Genomic DNA, 22910 nt, shown 5'->3' on the forward strand with positions numbered 1-22910 from the left:
ATGAATGAAACTAAATATAAATGCGCTGATATTCTCTCAGCAGCAGGCTTTGAAGATAGTAGTTGTTTTGATCTTATAGCCCAAGATCAACTAAGTAAAAGTAAGTTACAGGCAAGTTATGAATCAAGATTTATGACAGCATTATCAATATTACTTAGTAATAGAAAGGATGAAACGGTTATTGATAAAAATTTGATTAATCGAGTAACTAATATGATTGATCAGATGCTTAATAAGCAGGTTTCAGAAATACTAGCACATCCAGATTTTAGGAAGTTAGAAACCAGCTGGAGATCTGTTCAAGAAGTTGCAAATAGCGTTAATTTTCAAAATACGCAGCTATCTATAATGGATGTTGAAAAAGATGAGTTAGCAGAAGATTTTGAAAATAATAGTGTAGATGTATCTGGTAGTGACTTCTTTAAGAAGGTCTATGTTGCTGAATATGATCAGTTTGGAGGTGAGCCATATGGAGCATTGATAGGTCTTTATGATTTTGATAAGTCACAAGAAGATATTGAATGGCTTACTGTTATGGGTAAGGTTGCAGAAGCTTCTCATGCACCATTTATCGCAGCAGTATCGCCAAAATTATTTGGCTGTGAGACATATAATGATTTAAGTGAAATCAAAGATGTAGATGGTCTGATGGCCCATCCTCGGTTTGGACGGTGGAATGTGTTTCGTAAGACAAGGGCAGCTGGATATATAGGCTTAACACTGCCTAACTTCATGCTGAGAGCTCCATATGATCCTGTTAATAATCCTGCAGGCAAAGGACCTTTAAGCGATTTTAAAGAAGAGGTTAGTCTGACTATTCCAGATCAAAATTGTTTATGGGGTAATGCATCAGTACTATTTGCTAAAAATTTAGCTAGGTCATTTGAGGCTACAGGCTGGTGCCAATCAATTTGCGGTCCTACAAGCGGAGGAAAACTTGAAGGTTTGCCTATTTATAACTTTAATGAACGTGATAGTAATGCTTTTGTCTTGCCTGTTAACTTATTAATTCCAGATCATAAAGAATATAGCTTAGCTAAGGCTGGTTTTATAGGTTTAGTTTATGAGAAGAAAACCTCAAATGCATGCTTTTTCAGTGCACAATCATTAAAGGTGAGTGAGGAGTTTGAAGATCCAAATGATAGTGAAAATAGTCAGTTAATTACTAAGCTACCATATACATTTTCAGCTTGTAAGATAGCTCATTATGTTAAGTGTATGGCTCGTGATGAGATTGGTTCTGAGTCAGATGAAACAATTATAGCTAACAAATTAAATACATGGATTAGTAAATATATAACAACTCTTCCAAACCCTGATACGTTAACTGTTTCTTATTACCCGTTTAAGGCAGCTAATATTGAAGTCAGCAAATCTCATGGTATGGCTGGTTGGTATAATTGCTCGATCGAAGTCTTGCCTCATGTCAAATTTGAGGGCATGGATGTGGCTATTAAATTAGATACAAGACTTGCTTGAGAAAGAATAACTACAAAAGGAGAAAAGAGATGTCAGAAATTAATAGATTAGTTTTTAATGAAGGTGGGATGTTTCATTTAGAGTCTAATTCACTAGTAAGTGCCCAACCTGATTCACATAATATAACGGACTCACGGTTATTACTAGGAAGTAGTTTCTCTATTAGTATCGCTGGTCAACCTGTTACACTGACTAAGTTTAAAGCTATGCAACCTGGAGGTGCTTCAGAACCAAGAAGTGATATTGTAGCGACACTTGAGCGTATGGATATTGAGAATGCTACTTTAGGGACTTTGGCAAATAACTCTATAACTATAGGGGTAACAAGTGAGACTCTTAATGCTATACAAACGGCATATGCTTCTGCTGCTGCTCGTAGTAGTTTGATTACAACCCAAGTTACAATTACTCCAGATTCTTTAATTCCTGAAGGCCAGTTTTATTTTATATCTGCTACAGGAAAAGAAGGTATTTGGGAAAGTATGGCAAGGCTTGAAACATCAGTAACATTTACAACTATAGCTAGGGCTCAAATCTCTCCAATGGATGCAGGTGGAGGTCCAAATGCTCCAGGATATGTGACTTTTTATAATGTACTTGCGAGTAATAACTTTGATGTTTCAATCGCCACATCAAAGATAAAGCCTAGCGATAAAATAGTTGTACCAGTTCGAGCAAATAATTCAGCAGCAGCTGGGGGATAGGGGTTTTGTTATGAGTCAAGTGCACTGGAGTATGGGGCAAGTATTATTACCGGAACACTTCATCTTACAGCAAAAATATATGCATCAGCTGAGTAGTCATGTGAATAGTGTAATTAATGGCTACGATGATGGTATTTTGGATATTGTTATAGATGAGAAAGCATTATCTTATAATATTTTAAAAATAACTGATTTAGCTATGTTTATGCCCAATCATATTTTTGTATCATTAAAGTTTAATGCTATATGTGAAGCTTATGAGCTAGATTCAGAGCAAGTAAAGGATAATCAGTTAAGCCTATATCTAACCTTAAAAGAGAGTCCAAGTATACAGCTTAAAAGGGTTAATAATTATGATATTGAGATAGAATATTTTGAATTTTTTATAAGTGATTCTTTAGTAGCTAATGCAGAATACTCAGTAAAGCTTTTTGAGTTAATTTATATAGAGGATGAGCAAGAATGGCAAATTGGTAAATATATGCCTAAATGTATACTTTTACCACAGATGTTTGCTAGGGCATTTTTAGAATCTCTAAAAGAAAAGCTATCTAATGTTAAAGAGAAGCTACAGTCTATTTGTATAAGCAAGAATTTATATGATAGATACCAGTCAGTTCATCTTAATCTGTCAGAAATAGAATATTGGCTAAGTCTCCAGCAATTAGGAACTAAGCCTATAAATATACAAGACCTACAATATAGTTTATATAAGCTATATCAGTGTACGTCTATTGTATGGGATAACAGAACTTATCTTTATGAAAGTTGTGGTCAATATTTATATGATTGTATTAAACTTTTAGAGTTAATAAATAAGTACTTCTTAGAGAGGTTGAAAGATCCAAACATATATAGTTTGACTTATAAATATGGTATATATCAATCAGGCATATTAGATGATGCGTTTTTTATATCTGAATCTAAATATCTAGTATATGAGAGTAGCAAATCAGCAGTGTCTGAAAAGAAAGTTTTAATTAAAGGTTTTGCTCCTTCCAGAACTGAGAATATTTTGTTAAAAGCTTTACCTGGTATTGAGATAAAAACAGTTGATGAAAAAATATTTTTGGATAATTTTCCAAATGCAGATCAAGTTTTTGAAATAATACCAAAAGGAGATCAGTGGCAGTCTATAGCTGATGAAAGAGTCTTATGTTTTAATACTAATTTATTAAGCGAAGAAATATCTCAAATATACTTAAGTTGCATATAAAAATAAAAGTATATAGAAAAGCCTTTACTATCTCCTGAATATAATTAAATTAGCATATTCTTAATATATAATTAGAATATGCCTATTAGATAGGGGGATGTATGCATATATTGATTGTCGATGACGATGAAAAAATCTGCTCTATGCTTGAACTTTTTTTTAATAAGTACAACTATGAAGTAGATGCAGTATACTCAGGTGAAGAAGCTCTTAGCCTTTTAGAAACTAGCCATGACCAATTTGATGCTATTATACTAGATATACATATGCAAGGGATATGTGGTATAGAAACTTGTAAGAGAATTAGGCACTTCTCAGAGATACCTATATTAATGTTAACTTCAAGCCAAGAAGATGTTAATACGATATTAGCATTAGAAATAGGTGCTGATGATTATATGACGAAGCCTTTTAATATAATGGTTTTGCATTCAAGAATTAAAAACATTCTTAAAAGATCTCATCAACATTTTCAGATCTTAACAAATAAAAAATTTATTAAGTATACTTTTTCAGACTGTACTCTTGATATAAGTACACAAGCATTAATCTATAAAGATAAAATAATACCGATAACAACTGGAGTCTATAAGATTCTTAAATATTTTCTAGAAAATCCAAATATTGTTCTTTCTAGAGACCTTTTAATGGAAAATGTACAAAATAGATCTTTAGAAAGTTTTGATAGGTCAATAGATATTCAAGTCTCGAGATTGAGGAAAATACTTAAAGATATTGGCATTAATGATGCTATAAAGACTATACATGGTTCAGGGTACATGTGTACTCTACGAGTGCATCAGGATATTAGATAAAGACTTTAAATTAACTATATCTTAATTATTTATTGTTGATCTATCAAAGATAGTATATCCTGAAGTTGATAGATTATTATTTTAAGGAGCTTTTATATCTATTTGATTTAATTTGTACAGGAGTAGCTGATGAAATCAACATTAAGGCTAATATTAAAGAATAAGGTTTTTAAATTGTTATTCATATTAATATTAGTTTTACTTGTTGTACAGCTTATCGTAGCATCATATGTGATATCTAATAAGGCTTCTGCTACAAACCTTAGCAAAGAGCTGATTAGTGCTCATAAAAAAAATATTAGCATGATTAAATTACTCTTAAATCATCAAAGAGATACTATCGGAAATACAATGTTCTTTGATTTCAGATTTAACTTTGTTAAAGCATATTTCTCGAAGAAGCCCATATGTAAAACACGCTTAAGTCAGGAAGATCTCGATAAATATAGTGTTTGTAATAAGGATTTTTGTTTTCATGTAGAAAACTGTATTTCTATTAAGAGCACTAAATCAGGGTGGCTAAATTATATTAGTAAACCATCCTTGCCTAAAGCAAAAGATTTGCTAGTAGCTAATTTAATGACAGCTATATTTATAATTATGATAATTATATTATGCTGGCTTTTGCTGAAGGTTATTATCCCATCTAGGAAGTTAGAAGATAATGTATATGAGCTTGGAATGTCTTTAGTGAAAAGGGATGTTAAAGTAAATGGAGTTAGCTTATTGGGTCGTTTTGCTAACTCAATAAACTTTATACAACATAAATTATTTAGAGCACTAGATGTAAGAACAAAAATTTTATCAATGATTACCCATGACCTTAAATCTCCGATAGCGCGCTTAAAGCTTAGGTATGATCTAGAACCTTCACAGAACAAAGATAACTTAGAAGATATTAACTTGTTAGAATCTTTATGTAACCAAATATTATTAGAAGCAAAAAACGATATGTTTGAATGTGAGAAAGTAGAGACTATAAGTATTACATCTATACTAGAGAAGATAATAAGTAAATACGACAACATAGTTATAGATATAAAAGATGATGTCTATATAAAGGGTCGAAGAATATCTTTATATAGAGCATTTGAGAATCTAATTTCAAACTCAAAAAAATATAGTGATAAGGTCTTTGTAAGTGTTATTAAGTCTGACTGCTTTGTGAATATAAATATTAAGGATTTTGGTATAGGGATAAAAGAAGCAGACATAAAAAATATATTTAGACCATTTTATCAAGTTAATAGTATGAAAAAAGGCAATGGTCTTGGGTTGACCATTGCTCAAGAGGTTATTACTAATCATGATGGCTATATTCATATACGTAATCATTATGATCCTCATGGAGTAATTGTTAATGTTAAGCTACCACTTTAAAAACATCACTTTAGTGTTTATTGTAATTGCTTTAGAAATCATATTAAGCATGATTCCTGAAATAATGGATTATCAACCTTTAGTTTTTCCAAATAGTTATATATATTTTAGATTTTTTTATTTGGTAGGTGCTCTTTTACCAGTTCTAATTTTAATATCTTCTATACTATGCTTTCTTTCTCATAGGAATTTAGACGTAGTGATAAAGACAAATTTTCTTATAGGGTTTTTTGCTTATTTTATATATGCCATATATTTTTATAGTGATTCTGTATGGAAGGTATTATTCATTGTTATATGCTTATCAATGTTGTATACAAATATTTTTATGCTTTTATATAAACTTATTTTAAGAGTAAAAAATAAAATTTTTGTTGCAGGGTTGTTTTGTAGCTTCTTTCCTTTACTAAAATTGGTAATGTTGTTAACAGCAATACTTTTATCGTATAACCATATTAACGGTGAAAAAATATTATATTATACATCGCCTTTGCTAATCATACTGCTGATGCTTTATTCTTTTGTTGTAGGAAAAGAGCAGTCAAGGAAAGTCACCTGTAAGAATTTTTCTATTAGATTTTTTGTATATTTAATAAATATTCTTAAAGAAAATTTTATAATAAGGTTATTTTTATATTTATTAGTTTGTGGTGCTATAAACGGGCTTACACAACAATATCTACTGCAGTATGTATCATTAAGCAATAAGATATATTTTAATTCTTTTTTCTTTTCTCAAGAACTTTTTTATATAATATTATTCATATTAATAATATTAATATCGTCCTATTTGGGTAGTAACAGATTTGATATTATATTCTCTTGTTCTAGTTTTATACTGTTTTTAAATATTGTATTTATATTGGTTTTTGAAAATGTTTCTTTTTTGAAGGAGGCATTGATTATTAATATTGTTTGGTATCACACTTTTTTATTTTTCTATTTACTCACTAAATATATAAATAAGAATAGATATCATAAGTTTAATATGGTGTTAACTTTTGGATTTATAATGTTTTTATTTGGACTTATTCTTTCTGAATGGATAAATGTAGGCTGGCTTATAAACGGAAATATAGTGCTGTTGTTGATATTATTTATATTAGTGTTTTTACATGCAAGAGTAATAGCTTTTAAATAATATTTATTTAGCTTTACTAAACAAACTAATAGAGTTTTATAAATTACATTTAAATTAGTTATAGGGTTTAGATGACCCTAAATTTTAAGTTTAATTAGAATTTAAAAATATGTATTTTCCGTATAATAAGCTCTAAAGAGAGATGTGATAAAAATAAAGACTATTTTTCTAAATATTTTAATTTATCAGGTACAGATGCCCAGTTATCAGCATCTTCACAAGGATCACATTTTTCTACGATATTTGGCCAAGTGTTAGCAAGCTCTCTGTTTAGATCAAGCATTTGTTCTTCACTTTCTGTTAGGTCATCACTAGATTTGATGGCTTCAACAGGACACTCTGGTTCACATAGAGCGCAGTCTATACACTCATCTGGATTGATAACAAGCATGTTTGGTCCTTCATAGAAACAATCTACAGGACAAACTTCGACACAATCACCATACTTACATTTGATGCAATTCTCAGTAACTACAAATGGCATTTTATTAAATCCTTTCGTTTTTTACTTAATACTTTTGAAGAAAACCCACAAATTATAGCACAGATATACTAAAGGTAAATATTATTCGCTTTATAAAGGATTATCTTAATATTAGAAATATTTATAAACTATGATACCATTTCTTTTAGAAACTATATTGGAACTAATAAATATGAAAGCTGAATTTGATCCGAGAAAGCTAATAGCTGTTACAACGATATCTGTCGCTATTCTTTTTTTTGTTACTTATCTTGTATCTATAGCAGATCATCATAATACTTTATGTAACCCATTTATATCTGGATGTTCAGATATAACACATGCAGGCTTCACATCGTATGAGAAGTATATGCTAAAGGCTATTTTGATACCCACAGCAACACTTATGGGAGTTATATTCTTTTTTATACAGAAGCTTTTAGTAGATATTAGTGATAATAGTAGGGCTGTTATTAAACAAGGTAAAGTTATATTATTTTTGGCTATAGTAGGTTGTATAGGGTTAGTAATAGGTACATCAGTAATTGATGGACAAAATACACCGATGCAATTTCACTTAAAAAGTGTTGCGATATTCTTTGTGTTAATGACAGTTTGTCAGGTCTGGTATACAGCTATTGAATATAAATACACTGACAAAATAAATAAATTACCGGTTTTATTACGTAGGTTAGCTATATTAGTAACTGCAATAACTATGATTGTATCAATATTTATGACTCCAACACATCAAAATCAAAGCATTATTGAATGGTGGGGGGTTTATTCCCTTATTTTTTGGTTTTGGACATTTTCTATTACAAATAGAGTTTAAAAAATACTAGCCTCACTTTTTTTTATAGCATCAATCATTTATAGTGTTTGACATGTATCTTTTAAGGAGAAACTAATAGTGTCAATCAAATCTTTATTTAATAGCCCTAACCTTAATATGTATATTGATGAAAATTCAGTAAAATTAGATAAGGTGGCTGAGAAACTTTTTAATACAGCTAAGAATGATGAGTCTAGTATGATGCTTAGCTCACCAAACCAGCTTCAGTTAATGAGTCTGCTGATAAAAATGAGTAATGTTAAAAATATCCTAGAGGTAGGTGTTTTCCGTGGATTTTCTACTTTAGTTATGGCACAAGCCTTGCCTGCTGATGGTAAAATAGAAGCTTGTGATATTAGCTATGATTATATTGAGCCATATAAAAAGTTTTGGCAGGAGGCTGGTGTTGATGGAAAAATTAATTTAAATATAGCTCCGGCATCAGAAACTTTAGATAAATTTATAAAATTAGATAAGAAATTTGATTTTGCTTATATCGATGCTGATAAAGAAAACTACATAAATTATTATGAGAAAACCTTAGCTCTAATGAGCTCTGGCGGGATTATTGCTATAGATAATGTTCTCTGGTCTGGTAGAGTGGCAGATAGCTCAAATAATGAACCAAGTACCGTTGCTATTCGCAAGCTTAATGAGTTAATTCATAATGATGACAGGGTAGAGGCTTGTATTATCTCTATAGGTGATGGAGTAAATTTAGTGAGAAAATTGTAGATTAGTTTATAAAAGCAATGTTATTTAGAAAAAACTATATTGTTTTCAGCATCTATATCAACGACTATTTTATCTTCAGCTTTAAATTCACCATCTAGCAACCTAAGTGCTAAAGGATTTTCTAAACTACTTTGAATAGCTCGCTTAAGAGGTCTAGCACCAAACACAGGATCAAATCCAGCATCAGCTATTTTATTCATAGCCTTTGTGGTTACTTCTAATCCAATACTTAGATCTGCTAAGCGTTTTTCTAAACGTTTAATTTGTATTTTAGCTATTTCTGTAATCATTTCTTTATTTAGAGGTTCAAATACAATAGCATCATCAACTCTGTTTACAAACTCTGGTCTGAAGTGGCTAAGAACCATTTCCATTACAGCAGATTTTACTGTTTCATAATCCTGATCTTGCATTTCTTGGATTCTATGTGAACCAAGGTTTGATGTCATAACTATTACAGTATTTTTAAAGTCTACTGTTCTGCCTTGACCATCAGTCAAACGACCGTCATCCAATACTTGTAGTAGTATGTTAAATACATCAGCATGGGCCTTTTCAACCTCATCTAGTAAAATAACTGAGTAAGGTTTTCTTCTGACATGCTCTGTTAGATAACCACCTTGTTCATAACCAACATACCCTGGAGGAGCACCTATCAGTCTAGCTACAGAATGCTTCTCCATAAATTCTGACATATCTACTCTAAGCATTGCATCTTGGTCATCAAACAAGAATTCTGCTAAGGCTTTTGTAAGTTCTGTTTTACCAACACCTGTAGGGCCTAAAAACATAAATGAGCCTATTGGTCTATTTGGATCAGATAAGCCTGAGCGAGATCTTCTAACGGCGTTAGAAACTGCTTTTATAGCTTGGTCCTGGCCAATTACTCTTTTATGTAAGAAGCTTTCCATATTTAGAAGCTTATCTTTTTCTCCTTCCATCATTTTAGATACAGGTATACCAGTAGCTTTTGATACCACATCAGCAATTTCATTTTCTGTAACAGATGTTCTAACAAGCTTGTTCTCAGAAGGCTCTGCTTCGGTTGCTTCTATTTGTTTTATTTGAGTTTCAAGCTCAGGTATTACACCATATTGTAGTTCAGACATTTTTGTCAAATCACCAGATCTTTGGTATTTTTCTAATTCAAATTTAGCTTTCTCAAGCTTTTCTTTAAGCTTACTAGCACCTTGCATTTTAAGTTTCTCAGCTTTCCATAACTCCTCAAAACCTTTATACTCAGATTCTAGACCTTTAATTTCTTCTTCAAGAATTTCTAAACGCTTTTTTGTAGCCTCATCTTTTTCTTTTTTTAGTTGCTCACGTTGCATTTTTAATTGGATGATTCTTCGGTATAGACTCTCCATTTTTTCAGGTTTAGAATCTATTTCCATACGAATTTGGCTAGCAGCTTCATCAACTAGATCAATAGCTTTATCAGGTAGTTGTCTATCTGTAATATACCTATGTGATAAAGTTGCAGCACTTACAATAGCTGAGTCTGTGATATTTACACCATGATGTAGCTCATATCTTTCTTTTAGACCTCTAAGTATAGCTATAGTATCTTCAACTGTGGGCTCATCAACTAATACCTTCTGGAATCTTCTCTCAAGCGCAGGATCTTTTTCAACATACTCACGATATTCATCTAGAGTTGTTGCACCCACACACTTTAGTTCACCTCTTGCTAGAGCTGGCTTAAGCATATTGCCAGCATCCATAGAGCCTTCAGATTTACCAGCCCCAACCATAGTATGTAACTCATCTATAAATAAGATCACATTACCATCTTGTTTTGAAAGCTCTTTTAGTACAGATTTCAATCTCTCTTCAAAATCACCTCTAAATTTTGCCCCTGCTAATAATGAGCCCATATCTAGAGATAAAACTTTTTTACCTTTGATACCTTCTGGAACTTCATTATTTATTATTCTTTGAGCTAGACCTTCAACAATCGCAGTTTTACCAACTCCAGGCTCACCAATAAGAACTGGGTTATTCTTGGTTCTTCTTTGTAGCACTTGTATAGTTCTACGGATCTCACTATCTCTACCTATAATTGGGTCTATCTTACCTTTTTTAGCTAAATCTGTTAGATCTACAGTATATTTGTCTAATGCACCTTTCATATCTTCTTGATTTTGACTACTCACTTTCTCCCCTCCGCGATAATCATCGACTGCTTTGGTAAGTTTTTCTTTTGTAATTTTAAACTTACTGTACAATCCTGTTAAACTTTTGTCTTCTATAGAAGCTAATAAGAAAATCTCACTTGAGATAAACTCATCACCATTTTTATCTGCTAAATTCTGCATCTTATGTAAAGTTGTTATTAGATCTCTAGATGGTGACACTTGTGGATTAGCTTCTCCTGATAGTACGGCTACTCCATCAATAATATCATTTACAGTCTTAATGAAATCTTGAGTATTAACGCCACAAACACTTAGTATAGATACTACGACACCGTCATTTTGCTCCAATAGAGCTTTTAATAGATGAGCAGATGTAAATTCTGTTGCTTTTTGCTGAAATGCGTATGATTGAGCCTCTGCTAAAGCTTCTTGCAATTTTATTGTAAACTTATTTATATCCATTACCTAATTTCCCCTTGAAATATTATCTGTTATATATCTAAGGACTGATTTAGAAATTTCAAGTGGGTAAGCGATATATTTTTATTTTAAATTGCTATGAATAAATATGCTTCAGACTTTTAAGTTGTTATTATTTTGAACAATTTTTAATATGAGTTTATCTTTTAAGATGATTTATTTATTATTAGAGAGTGTTGCTATTTGTGTCTCTGTAATTCCTTTTTTATTTGGCAGAAGTATTAATAAAACACTTTTAGGTTGTAGTTTTTCTATTTTGTCTTTTATTTTTTGTATATTTAATCTTTTTTTATTAGCCTTTGTTTTAAGTATAGTTTCAGTATTTTATATGTCACGAAAGAATAATTTAGAAAACTATCAAGAACTTCTTAGAAAGGCTCGTCATTAAGTAGCCTTTAAAGAGTTGTTTAAGTATTATTGTATTATTTTTTAAATTAAATGTTAACTTATGCTAAGAAAGATTGTTCTAATCTATGTTGTTTTTGTGGTGTTTAGTTATAACTGTTTTGCAGAAAAACTTCAAGATATAGTTATATTTGGTGATAGCCTGAGTGACGCAGGTTATGCAAATAATTTTTATAATATTAATAGTGACTGGCCAAAATTACCAGCAAACTCAAAAGAACCTAAACAAGCTACATATTCTAGCCCCAGTGATCACTACACAGTATGGCCTCAATACTTAAATATGAAATATAAAAATGTATCTATTCCAAATAATATACTTACATTACCTCAAAATATAAATAAAGCAGTAAAACCAACTTTAAAAGGTAATGACTATGCTGCTGGCGGAGCTACAACAACTTGTGAAGGTATTGGTGAAAAAGGGGGCTATACGCCTCCGCCAATAGGCCCATTAAGGGGTGGTGAGAGCTGTGATGATAACCAAAATATAATTGAGAAATATAATCAAATAGATAGCTATCTAAAACAGCACGGCAATAAAGCGAATCCTAATACTATTTATATTATTTGGGGCGGTGCGAATAATGCTTTCTTACAACTTCAAGATTTTACAGAAAATCAATCAACATTAGTAAAACTATATTTTCTAATGAAATATTACATCACAGGAGGCGTCTCACCAACTAAACAATTAAAGAAGATGAACAGTGCAGCGAAGGATATCGTATATGATGTCAACTATCTAATTAAGCATGGTGCAAAGCCAGAAAACATATATGTTATTAACTTACCAGATTTAGGAATTATTCCAATAGCTACAGATAATGGTAAAAGCTTAAAGAGCTTTAAAACAGGTTTGTTTAACTCTCTATCAACAGCGTTTAATGATCAACTGAAAAGAAGCTCATCAAAGGGCATAAATATTATTGACTCTAACAAGCTTTTTAAAGCAATTGTTAAGAATAAGGAAGTGCGAGTAAATGGAGTTGAGTATAAGTTCTCTAATGTAACTCAATCTGCTTGTAATTTTAAAGGTCCAAATGCACTTACTTGTATTCCTAAAGATTACAATAGTGGCAAATATAATCAGTATCTTTTTGCTGGAAAAGTACATCCCACTAGTTATACACATAAGATTTTAGCTAAATATATAGTCAGTAAGATCAGTTAGTTGGATAATTAGTGAAATAATACTTGTTGCTAATTGTTAATAGGCTTAAAATAACTACTTCTGAATACTTTGAGATATTTTATATATGACAATACTAGAAAATACTTTGACAGGTTGGAGCAAAAGAGAAGTTGCTTGGTTAGTTTGTTGTATTATCTTGACAGTAATTGTGGCTTTTCTTAGTGGTAGTAGTTCTTTTATCTTAATATTCTCTATTATTAGTATTACTAATTTGATTTTGGCTGCTAAGGGTAAAGTTTTTAACTATGTTTTAGGCCTTATTGGTGCGGTGATGTATGCGGTTATTTCATATCAAAACCATGTATGGGGTCAGTTGCTTTTAGCTGTATTATTTTTGTGTCCTGTGCAGTTTTATGGCTGGTATAACTGGACTAGACCTAAAAATACAACTGAAGAGAAACAAATAAAAATCAAAACACTAACAAAAGTTCAACTTATAAGCATTTTAGTTTTTATAGCTATAGTATCGACTATATATGGATATTTTGTTTTACATCTTTATTTCGGTCAAAATGTAGGTTTAGTTGCAGATGCTGTAGTCGAGGTTACTTCAATAATTGCCTTTATACTCACTGTTTTACTTTATAAAGAGTTTTGGGTACTATGGTTAACAGTAGATGTCTTGACTATATCTATATGGGTTGATGGGATATTAGACTCAGTAATTACAATAGCAATTATTCCTGTTATTATTACCAAGTTTGTAGCTCTTGTAAATGCTATTTATGGATACATTAGTTGGCGAAAAATATATAATACTCAGAAAAAGCTAGATAAAGTTTAATTCTCTAACTTAAGGATAGTCAGGTTGTTATCTTTTGTACCAAAAATATAAACATAGTTTCCTTTTACACTTAACGTGTATGCTTTGTTTATATTTGGAATGTTCTTTATTACAGCAACTTCTTTTAACTTATGTGGATTAGATATATCTATTATACTAAAAGCCCCTGTGTCTTCTTGTTCTAGAGGAAGATATGCATAGTTTTTTTCTATTCTAACTCTATTAGCTTTCGCTGATTGTTGAGTACATGTATGGCTTAGTTCTTTAATATTCGCGGGGTCTTTTATATCAAAGCTTGCTAGTCCGCCACATTTACCTCCCCAAAGAGCCATGTATAAAACATCAGAGTTCTTAGCTGTGCTAGGACACATTTGTAAATAATAAGGTTTTGTAATGGTTTTTGTATGTTTAATATCTTTAGGATTTGTAATATCAAGAACTTCAACCGAGTTGCTAAAAAAACCACCAACTATAGCATATACATGATTATTATATTTTTTAATATATATACCTTCTATACCTTTGACAGTTTTTATAGAGTTTATTAATTTTGGATTATTGTTTGTTATTTCTATTATTACTAGCTTATTAGTAAGTGCTGATGATGCAGCAACATATATCTTTTTATTCTGCTTATAGACCTTATCATGAAGTAAAGAAAATTCTCCATCAAAGCCAGGCACCTTATAGCTTTTGATAAGTCTAATATTTTTAGGGTTTGAAACATTTAATAAATATAAAAAACCATTTCTACCTGCAACTACTAGAGTATCGTTGATGAGATCTTGGCCTTCAACATCACTCATTACTTTTTGTTTAGGTTGCCAATGATCTAAAACCTTAGGTTTAGAAGGCGTACTGATATCAAGTGATGTAACACCTCCACCACGCATTGTTAGAAATATAGTATTGGGGTATTTATTATATATTCTAGAGATAGCTACATAGTTAAAGTTTTTGTTATCATGTATGGTTTTAATTACTTTATAATCAATTTTATTAAAGTTTTGAGTATTTGCGTTAGCATATATAAATATACAAAGCGTCAGAGCTAAGAATATAAGTTTTTTCATATTTATTTTATAGTTTTTGCTTTCATACTCTTAACAAAAAAGCTAAGTGTTTTAAGCATTTGATTTTTATCTGATAGATTATTTTGAATTATTTTAACTGTTGCCGAACCTGAGATTGCTCCAGAAGCACCAGCTTTAATTGCATTTGCTACTTGCTCAGGAGTTGAGATTCCAAACCCAAGTATTGGTTCAGGAGCATTAAATTCTTTAAGTTTTTTAAGCACATCTTTAACAGGCATATTTGCTGCCGTTTCAGCACCAGTAACACCAACCCTTGAAAGCAGATAAGTATAGCCACTGCCAAGTTCAGACACTTGCTTTAATAGATTTTCATTAGCATCAGGAGGGGTAATAAATATTTGCGAGATACCAACCCTCCCTGCGATTTCACGAAATTCTTTAGACTCATGAGCAGGCACATCAGCTATAAGTATAGAGTCTACACCAGCATTTAGACATTTTTTATAGAAATCCTCTATACTATTTGCATAGACAAGGTTTGCGTACAGAAGTAAGCCTATTGGTATATCTGGATATTTACTTCTAATCTTGGCTAAAATTTCAAAACAATCATTAGGAGTAATGCCACTATTTAATGCTCTGATATTTGCTTCTTGTATAGTTGGACCATCTGCTAAAGGGTCAGAAAATGGTATTCCTAACTCTAGAGCATCAGCACCTGATTGAACTAATGTATCTATTATTTCAAAAGATAGCTCTTTATTTGGATCTCCAACAGTTACAAATGGAATAAAAGCACCTTCATTTTTAGATCTTAACTTTTCAAATAAATTAGCATAACGATTCATTATTGTACTTCTCCCTTTTGTTTTAAAATATCATGAACAGTAAAGATATCCTTATCCCCACGTCCAGAGAGATTTACAACGAGTGTTTGCTCTTTATTAGGGCTATCAAAAGCGAGCTTTAGTGCATAGGCAAGAGCATGAGATGACTCTAATGCTGGAATAATACCTTCTTTGCGACACAGAAGCTTAAACGCATCTAAAGCTTCATCATCTGTAGCTGAGACATATTCTGCTCGTCCAATTGATTGTAAATATGCATGTTGAGGTCCAACAGAAGGAAAATCTAGTCCTGCAGATATCGAATAAGACTCTTCTATTTGGCCGTTACTATCCTGCATCAGAGGAGCTTTCATGCCAAAGAATATACCTAATTTACCATGCTTTAATGGAGCTCCATGCTTATTTGTATCAATTCCCTTACCAGCAGGTTCAACACCTATTAGTTTAACGTTTTTTTCATCAATAAAATCAGCAAATATTCCGATTGCATTTGAACCACCACCTACACAGGCTATTATTGCATCAGGAAGTTTACCCTCTTTAGCTAATATTTGTTGTTTAGTTTCCTCCCCAATTATTCTTTGGAATTCTCTAACAATAGTTGGAAAAGGGTGAGGCCCTGCAGCAGTACCAAGTAAATAGTGTGCACGACTATAGCTTTCTGACCAATCTCTTAGAGCTTCATTACAAGCATCTTTAAGTGTTGCAGAACCACTGTGAACAGGTATTACTTCAGCACCCATTAGCCTCATTCTAAAGACATTTGGACTTTGGCGTTCAACATCTTTTGCACCCATGTAAACCTTACATTTTAGATCTAGTAAAGCGCATGCTAAAGCAGTAGCTACACCATGCTGCCCAGCACCAGTCTCAGCAATAATCTCTTTTTTGCCCATTCTTTTTGCAAGAAGAGCTTGACCAAGAACTTGATTGGTTTTATGTGCCCCACCATGAAGTAAGTCTTCTCTTTTAAGGTACAGCTTAGTTCTAGTACCTTTAACTAGGTTTTTTGTAAGGGTTAGGGCTGTTGGACGGCCTGCGAACTCTTGTAAAAGCTCTTTAAACTCTTTTTTAAAGCTCTCATCATTTTGCGCTTTTATAAATTCTTGCTCAAGCTGTTCAAGAGCTGGTACGAGTAATTGAGGTACAAATTGACCACCAAACTCACCAAAATAAGCATTTAATTTTGACATTATCAAATATAACTAATTAATTTCATTAGTTATATTATCTCTAATATTTTGCTCAAAGGCTATAGTAGATAGTTGGGTAAGATTAAATATTATTTAAGTTCATAAATGTCAGAAAACTTATTCTCTAGATAGTCGATATAGTATTTTGCATTTAGATATTCACCACACATTTTATGTATGATACTATTTGCAGGTTTTAGACTACCAAATTTATGAATATTCTCATTGAGAAATTTAAGGATAAGGTCTAATTTATTTTCCTGTACTGCTTGGTTAACATCAAACTTCTTATTCATATAATAAAATATCTGAGAAGCATAGGCACTACCTAGAGCATATGTTGGAAAGTAGCCAAATAATCCGGCTGCCCAGTGAACATCTTGTAAAATACCATTAGTGTAATCATCCGAGTGAATACCTAGGTATTTTTGGTATTTATCATTCCAGAGTTTTGGTAGATCTCTAATGGGAATATCTTTTTCAAATATTTCTTTTTCTATCTCAAAACGCACAAGTATATGTAAAGAGTAAGTTAGCTCATCTGCTTCTACACGAATTAAGCTTGGGCTGGCTTTATTTATCGCTTTATAAAAGCTATTGATATCAACTTTGCTGAGGTTTTCTGGAAATGTTTGTTGTAGATCTTGATAATTTACTTGCCAAAATGCTTTATTTTTACCAACGAGATTCTCATAGAAACGCGATTGTGACTCGTGGACACCTAGACTTACACCAGTACCAAGGATACTATCATAAATGTCATCGCCAATGTTTTGCTCATACATTGCATGGCCTGTTTCATGGATTGTGCTAAACAAAGATGATGTGAAAAGATCTTCTATATAGCGGGTTGTCATTCTAACATCATGTTTGTTGAAATTTAGTGTAAATGGGTGAGCACTTTCTTTTAAAACACCACTTTCAAAGTTAAAACCTAATTGTTTTGCAATTTTATGAGAATATTTCTTCTGCTTATCAATATCATAATTTTGATCAATACATGTTGTATCTACTTGTTTAGCAGATTTGATATTTTCTAATAAAGGAACTATCTTTTCTTTGAGGCTATTAAAGAAAGGTTCTAATTTAGCAACGGTCATTCCTTCTTCATACTCATCTAGTAGTACATCGTAAGGGTGCTTTTGATATCCTATGCGTTGAATATATTTTTTCTGATAATTTATTATTTTTTCTAGAAATGGAGTAAATATTTCGAAGTTGTTAGTTTTACGGGCTTCTACCCAAATATTTTGTGCCTGTGATAAGATCTTATTATATTCAACATACTCATCTTTAGGTATTTTACTAAGTTTATCTTTTTCTTTAGTTGTTAGATATACTATTCTTTTACTAGTTTCATCAAGTTCTGAGTAGTTTTTATTTAGAAAAGCTAAACAATTATTTACTTCATCATTATTGATGGTTTCATAGACTTTCTCACTGAAAAAACCGAGAACTTCTGAAGTAGTTTTTACTGAGTTTTTAGGGGCTTCTGTTTCTAAGTCCCAATGCATTAGAGATATTGCGTGATTATATTTCTTCTTTTGGGATAGTCTGTTCTGAAGAATCTGAAGTTGTTTTTTGATTTCGCTCATTCTTTAACTTTTCCTGCTGCTTTCTTTCATTTGAAATAGTTCGTCTTAATAGCGTATCATATATTGGTTTTTGATGGTGAATATATGTCAGCATAGAAGCGCTAAGGCAAGTTATCATAAGAGGTAATAATAGCTGGTAGTTCCAAGTCATCTCAATCACTAAAGTGATTCCTGTTAAAGGAGCACCAACAGTTGCTGTGAATAGTGCACTCATACCCGCAACAGCAAAAACACCAGCTTCAACATTGTAGTGTGGAAAAAGTTGGTTAACCGCAAGTCCATAAGCAAGTCCAAAAATAGTGCCTAAAGCAATCATCGGAGCAAATATACCACCAGTAACACCTGTGCCATAGGAGAATATTACTCCAGCAAAACGTAAAGCAAACATCACAAGTAACATTTTTATAGAAAGGTTATAATCAAGAGCATTTGCGATAACTACATATCCACCACCAACTGCATTTGGGGCAAGGACTACTCCTGTACCAAAGATTATACAAACAGCTATAACTAAGCACCAATATCTTCTTTTTGATCCATTAGAAAAGAAATTTGCTACTTTAATTATAGATTTATTAAAAAATAGTCCAAAATATCCAAATACGACACCTAAGACAACAAAAAGCCAAAGAGTATTTTGAGGCACTGAACTAAATGTTTCAACTCGTATAGCAGGAGGGTTACCCATTATAGCTCTTGAGATAACCGTACTCATAATACATGCTACGATAACACATTTAATAGCAGAGACACTAAATCTAAACTTTCTATTCATCTCTTCTATTACAAAAACTATTCCTGATAGAGGTGTGTTAAAAGCAGCCGCTAGACCAGCTCCAGCTCCAGCGGATATTACAGCATTAGCATATTTCTTAGTAAGTTTAAATTTATCAACAAAAATCTGAGCAATTGCAGCAGCCATATGAATTGAAGGACCTTCTTTCCCTAAACTTAGACCTGAGCCTAAAGAGAAAAGGCCACTAACAAACTTTACAGGGACAACACGCTTACGTAGTTTTCTACAACCTTTTAGGGTTCCTTCAACTTCTTGTATACCACTCCCGCCAGCTTCTTTAGCAAACTTTTTGACAATAAGAATAGATATTACTGTCATAGCAATTGTAATAGCTATAGATATTAGTATTTGTATTATGATATTGTGGCTACCACAAAGAGAAAAAAGTATTTCTTTATATTTAAATATAAGATCTAGTAGTAGTTGGAAAGAAGTAGCGATCAACCCAATCAAGATTCCAATAAGAGCACCACATAATACTAGCACCCAGATATGTCTGTTATTGGTATAATACCTATCTAATACTTTGTTACTCATTGGGATATTAAATTTGACTTGACTATTGCGACAAATTATACATCTTTAAAACTAATTAGAAAGAGGATCTCTAGTAAAAAGTAAAACTAATGTATATTAGTTCAGATTTTTAGTTATTTCATTAACAAGATTAGCAGATTTTTTTTCATCTCCCAATGCTCCGTATCTGATTTTTATTTCAGTTGTACGATTTTTGATACTCGTTAGATCTATAGATATGTCACTACCTGTTTTAAAGTCAAAAGCTTCAACTTCAGCAGATTTGTTAGCATATGAGTTTTTCTTAAGGGAATATTTGCTATTATTTTGTATTGTTTTTATTGTTGCATTATATACTGCTCTTATATCTTTAGGTACTTCTACTATGTAGTTTCCATTTATATAGTAGACTGCGCCACCCGCAACGACGGCTGTTCCAATCAGTATAGCGGTTAAAACGCAGCTGTTAAGACAGCAGATGGCAAAAATAGACAATATTAATAAACGAAACTTTTTATACATAAGCTTTTTTAAGATTTTTGGTGTACGTTAGCTTGGATTTGATCCATTAGTGTAGATGACATCTGTTGGTCTCCAAAAGTACCAAATTTAATAGTAACCTTTGAAGCATTATTTGTGAGTTTCTCTATTTCAATTGAGAAACTAGTGCTATCTATCTTTGTAGCACCCTCAATATCTGCATTATTATTTGTATTATCTATAGTTTTAGAAACTAATACAAAATCATTATTCTCATTTACTGCTTTTAGTGCTGCAGCATAAACATCTTTGTAGTTGCCTTGGATGTTCATAGAATAGTTTCCATCAATATATGCAACTGTTGCACCACCAACAGCCACCGCAGCAATTATGCAACTATTTAACGTTATTATAGAACAAGAAACTAATGATATTAATAAAAGTCTTTTAAGGAGGTTCATTTTTTTATTCTCTATATTATTTTAAATTCTTTTGAATTTGATCCATTAATGTTGCAGATGCTGTTTTATCTCCAAAAGTACCGAACTTGATGCTAACTTTAGATGCATTACTCGTAAGTTTTTCAACTTCTATAGAGAAATCTGTAGAGTCAACTTTCGTGTTACCTTCTATAGTTGCTTCTGTAGGGGTTATTTCTTTTTTAGTAATAACATAATCGTTATTATTCTGTACAGCCTCAAGTGCAGCATTGTAAACATCTTTGATACTACCATCTATATTCATAGAATATGTACCCTGAACATATGCAAAAGTCCCTGCGCCAGCTGCAGCCCCCACAATAAGCCAGCAACTATTTAATGACAGTGCAGAAACTGCTAATAATCCTGCTATTAGTGTTTTTTTTATCTTCATGGTTTTAATCCCTTACAGTTTATTAATAATTTCATAAATCATAATATACACGGTTTGAAAATTAGTCAATTACTTACTAGTATCTAGATATACCTAGTTTATTACCACCTAGACCTTCTTGAGGTAAAAACTTCATAAAATATTTAATCAACGTCTCATAATATTAGATTTTTGTACAAAGATCGTTAATTTGCTGTGAACTTTTTTATTAGCGGATCTTTGTATAATTGGTTGGCGAATTGGAACTTTTGCTCTTATCATGAGTACTAGGAATAATATTAAACTTTTGTCGGCTATACCATCATATAAAAACATTAAAAGCTTTAAGTTATAGGCATGGGTTTACTATTCCATCGTTTGCAATTCATCCGTGGAAATCTAAAGAATATTCTAGCAAGCTATTATCTTTAGATTAAATATTTGCTTGAAAGTAAACTTACAGGAGAAATAAATCTAGATAGGAGGTTTAGAGATTATAGATAACTATTTAACTTTAGGATGCTTCTTTTCTATAGGTGTTGAAGCTCTGTTTAGTGAATTATAGCTAAAAAATCCTTTTGGTAGAATTTTTATTGAGACAGATAACCCTTCGTCATACTCCTAGCTTTTAGGCAGGAAGTTAAAGGATGGTATGCCAACTTTGTTATTTAAAGTTATAGATAAAATTTGTGAAGTAAAGAAAATGAAAATTAAAGATTTTTAAATCTAGCTTTGGGAAAATCAAACAAATATCCTAACAACTACTATAAATTAAGTTGAGTAGTTATTTCTTTTGTTCAATAATTTAGCTAACAGATAATCAAAGAGGGTTTGTTATGCCTTTATACCCAGATATTGAACCGTACAATGAAGAGTTCTTAAAAGTTTCAGAAATTCATACTATATATTTTGAAGAATGTGGTAACCCTACAGGTAAGCCTGTTGTATTTATACATGGAGGGCCAGGAGGCGGAATTAGTCCTGGTGCTAGACAATATTTTAACCCAGAGAAGTATCGCATTATCTTAGTTGATCAAAGAGGGTGTGGAAAAAGTACCCCATTTGCAGAACTTAGAGAGAATACTACCTCAGATTTAATTAATGATTTTGAGAAGATTCGTAGTAAGTTAGGAATAGATAAATGGATGATTTTTGGAGGTTCTTGGGGTAGCACGTTAGGCTTGGCATATGCACAAGCTCATCCTGAAGTTGTTACCGAATTAGTACTTAGAGGTATATTCTTAGGTAGACGTAAAGAGATATCTTGGCTGTATCAACATGGCGCTAGTGAAGTTTTCCCTGATATGTGGGAGCAATATATAGCTCCTATACCAGAGAAAGATCGTGGAGATTTTATATCTGCGTATCATACTTTATTAACTGGTGATGATGAAGAGCTTAAGAGAAAAGCCGCTATAGCATGGAGTGTTTGGGAGGGTTCAACAAGTAAGCTCTATATCGATCAAGAGTCTGTAGATAGGTTTTCTGATGAAGATTTTAGTTTGGCTTTTGCTCGAATAGAAAATCATTTCTTTAAAAATCAGCTCTTCTTAGAGGAAGCTCAACTTCTTAAGAATGCCCATAAGATAAGAAATATTCCAGGTATTATTGTTCAAGGTCGTTATGATATGGTTTGTCCTACTGCCAGTGCTTGGGATTTGCATAAGGCTTGGCCAGAAGCTAGATTGGAAATTATCCCTGATGCAGGACACTCTGCAACTGAACCAGGAATAATTGATGCTTTAGTAAAGGCAACAGACAGTTTTGTAAATAATATTTAATTTCTCACTCTTTATAAAGTTATTTTATTTTTACTTTAAATACTG

At 31.9% G+C, this 22910-nt stretch carries 21 protein-coding genes; 11 read left to right on the top strand and 10 right to left on the bottom strand.

The annotated features are described in order from the left end of the window. The 5 genes from tssC to F3D62_RS08575 all read left to right on the top strand — a co-directional run bounded on the left by tssC (nt 1) and on the right by F3D62_RS08575 (nt 5594). Nucleotides 1-1479: a type VI secretion system contractile sheath large subunit gene (tssC, locus tag F3D62_RS08555; RefSeq protein ID WP_150467836.1), complete on the top strand. Its 1479-nt coding sequence runs from the start codon at nt 1-3 to the stop codon at nt 1477-1479. Between the two features lie 29 nt (nt 1480-1508). Beyond that, nucleotides 1509-2183, top strand: coding sequence for a hypothetical protein (locus F3D62_RS08560; protein WP_150467837.1), 675 nt, complete (start codon nt 1509-1511; stop codon nt 2181-2183). Between the two features lie 10 nt (nt 2184-2193). Further along, entirely contained in the window at nt 2194-3399 is a 1206-nt protein-coding gene (tssK, locus tag F3D62_RS08565; RefSeq protein WP_150467838.1) for a type VI secretion system baseplate subunit TssK, read from the top strand. Nucleotides 3400-3500: 101 nt separating this feature from the next. Next, complete coding sequence (locus tag F3D62_RS08570) at nt 3501-4214, top strand: response regulator transcription factor (RefSeq protein ID WP_150467839.1); 714 nt, start codon at nt 3501-3503, stop codon at nt 4212-4214. Between the two features lie 129 nt (nt 4215-4343). Continuing rightward, nucleotides 4344-5594, top strand: a complete 1251-nt coding sequence (locus F3D62_RS08575) for a sensor histidine kinase (RefSeq protein ID WP_150467840.1) — start codon at nt 4344-4346, stop codon at nt 5592-5594. 1301 nt (nt 5595-6895) lie between these two features. Here the strand turns inward: F3D62_RS08575 and fdxA are convergent. Next, nucleotides 6896-7219, bottom strand: a complete 324-nt coding sequence (gene fdxA, locus F3D62_RS08580) for a ferredoxin FdxA (protein WP_150467841.1) — start codon at nt 7217-7219, stop codon at nt 6896-6898. Between the two features lie 172 nt (nt 7220-7391). Between fdxA and F3D62_RS08585 the strand changes: the two genes are divergently transcribed. Beyond that, complete coding sequence (locus F3D62_RS08585) at nt 7392-8033, top strand: hypothetical protein (RefSeq protein WP_150467842.1); 642 nt, start codon at nt 7392-7394, stop codon at nt 8031-8033. Nucleotides 8034-8111: 78 nt separating this feature from the next. Beyond that, nucleotides 8112-8768: an O-methyltransferase gene (locus tag F3D62_RS08590; protein WP_150467843.1), complete on the top strand. Its 657-nt coding sequence runs from the start codon at nt 8112-8114 to the stop codon at nt 8766-8768. A 20-nt stretch (nt 8769-8788) separates the two neighbouring features. Here the strand turns inward: F3D62_RS08590 and clpB are convergent, their stop codons facing one another. Beyond that, nucleotides 8789-11368: an ATP-dependent chaperone ClpB gene (gene clpB, locus F3D62_RS08595; protein ID WP_150467844.1), complete on the bottom strand. Its 2580-nt coding sequence runs from the start codon at nt 11366-11368 to the stop codon at nt 8789-8791. 169 nt (nt 11369-11537) lie between these two features. Between clpB and F3D62_RS08600 the strand changes: the two genes are divergently transcribed. The 3 genes from F3D62_RS08600 to pnuC all read left to right on the top strand — a co-directional run bounded on the left by F3D62_RS08600 (nt 11538) and on the right by pnuC (nt 13770). Then, nucleotides 11538-11774 (top strand): hypothetical protein, encoded by a 237-nt coding sequence (locus tag F3D62_RS08600; RefSeq protein ID WP_191092574.1) that lies wholly within the window; start codon nt 11538-11540, stop codon nt 11772-11774. Nucleotides 11775-11834: 60 nt separating this feature from the next. Then, the gene (locus F3D62_RS08605; RefSeq protein ID WP_150467846.1) at nt 11835-12965 is read left to right on the top strand and encodes an SGNH/GDSL hydrolase family protein; all 1131 of its coding nucleotides are present in this window, start codon (nt 11835-11837) and stop codon (nt 12963-12965) included. Nucleotides 12966-13050: 85 nt separating this feature from the next. Next, nucleotides 13051-13770, top strand: a complete 720-nt coding sequence (gene pnuC / locus F3D62_RS08610; protein ID WP_150467847.1) for a nicotinamide riboside transporter PnuC — start codon at nt 13051-13053, stop codon at nt 13768-13770. Here pnuC and F3D62_RS08615 read toward each other — a convergent pair. The 8 genes from F3D62_RS08615 to F3D62_RS08650 all read right to left on the bottom strand — a co-directional run bounded on the left by F3D62_RS08615 (nt 13767) and on the right by F3D62_RS08650 (nt 21105). Next, on the bottom strand, nt 13767-14843 hold the full coding sequence (locus F3D62_RS08615; protein ID WP_150467860.1) for an LVIVD repeat-containing protein: 1077 nt from the start codon (nt 14841-14843) through the stop codon (nt 13767-13769). The genes pnuC and F3D62_RS08615 overlap by 4 nt on opposite strands. Nucleotides 14844-14845: 2 nt before the next feature. Beyond that, nucleotides 14846-15655, bottom strand: a complete 810-nt coding sequence (gene trpA, locus F3D62_RS08620) for a tryptophan synthase subunit alpha (protein WP_411961320.1) — start codon at nt 15653-15655, stop codon at nt 14846-14848. Beyond that, complete coding sequence (gene trpB / locus F3D62_RS08625; protein ID WP_150467849.1) at nt 15652-16845, bottom strand: tryptophan synthase subunit beta; 1194 nt, start codon at nt 16843-16845, stop codon at nt 15652-15654. Before trpB ends, trpA begins: the two co-directional genes overlap by 4 nt. 89 nt (nt 16846-16934) lie before the next feature. Then, nucleotides 16935-18440 (bottom strand): carboxypeptidase M32, encoded by a 1506-nt coding sequence (locus tag F3D62_RS08630; RefSeq protein WP_150467850.1) that lies wholly within the window; start codon nt 18438-18440, stop codon nt 16935-16937. Continuing rightward, nucleotides 18376-19773: a H(+)/Cl(-) exchange transporter ClcA gene (clcA, locus tag F3D62_RS08635; protein ID WP_150467851.1), complete on the bottom strand. Its 1398-nt coding sequence runs from the start codon at nt 19771-19773 to the stop codon at nt 18376-18378. Before clcA ends, F3D62_RS08630 begins: the two co-directional genes overlap by 65 nt. Before the next feature lie 96 nt (nt 19774-19869). Continuing rightward, nucleotides 19870-20274 carry a DUF3568 family protein gene (locus F3D62_RS08640; RefSeq protein WP_150467852.1) on the bottom strand — a complete coding sequence of 135 codons (405 nt, stop codon included), beginning with the start codon at nt 20272-20274 and terminating at the stop codon, nt 19870-19872. Nucleotides 20275-20282: 8 nt separating this feature from the next. Then, complete coding sequence (locus tag F3D62_RS08645) at nt 20283-20693, bottom strand: DUF3568 domain-containing protein (protein ID WP_150467853.1); 411 nt, start codon at nt 20691-20693, stop codon at nt 20283-20285. Nucleotides 20694-20709: 16 nt separating this feature from the next. After that, nucleotides 20710-21105, bottom strand: a complete 396-nt coding sequence (locus F3D62_RS08650; protein WP_150467854.1) for a DUF3568 domain-containing protein — start codon at nt 21103-21105, stop codon at nt 20710-20712. An 815-nt stretch (nt 21106-21920) separates the two neighbouring features. Here F3D62_RS08650 and pip point away from each other — a divergent pair. Continuing rightward, nucleotides 21921-22865: a prolyl aminopeptidase gene (pip, locus tag F3D62_RS08655; RefSeq protein ID WP_150467855.1), complete on the top strand. Its 945-nt coding sequence runs from the start codon at nt 21921-21923 to the stop codon at nt 22863-22865. The last annotated feature ends 45 nt before the right edge of the window (nt 22866-22910 follow it).

The sequence above is a fragment of the Francisella sp. SYW-9 genome, from assembly GCF_008711465.1.
Taxonomy (GTDB): domain Bacteria; phylum Pseudomonadota; class Gammaproteobacteria; order Francisellales; family Francisellaceae; genus Francisella.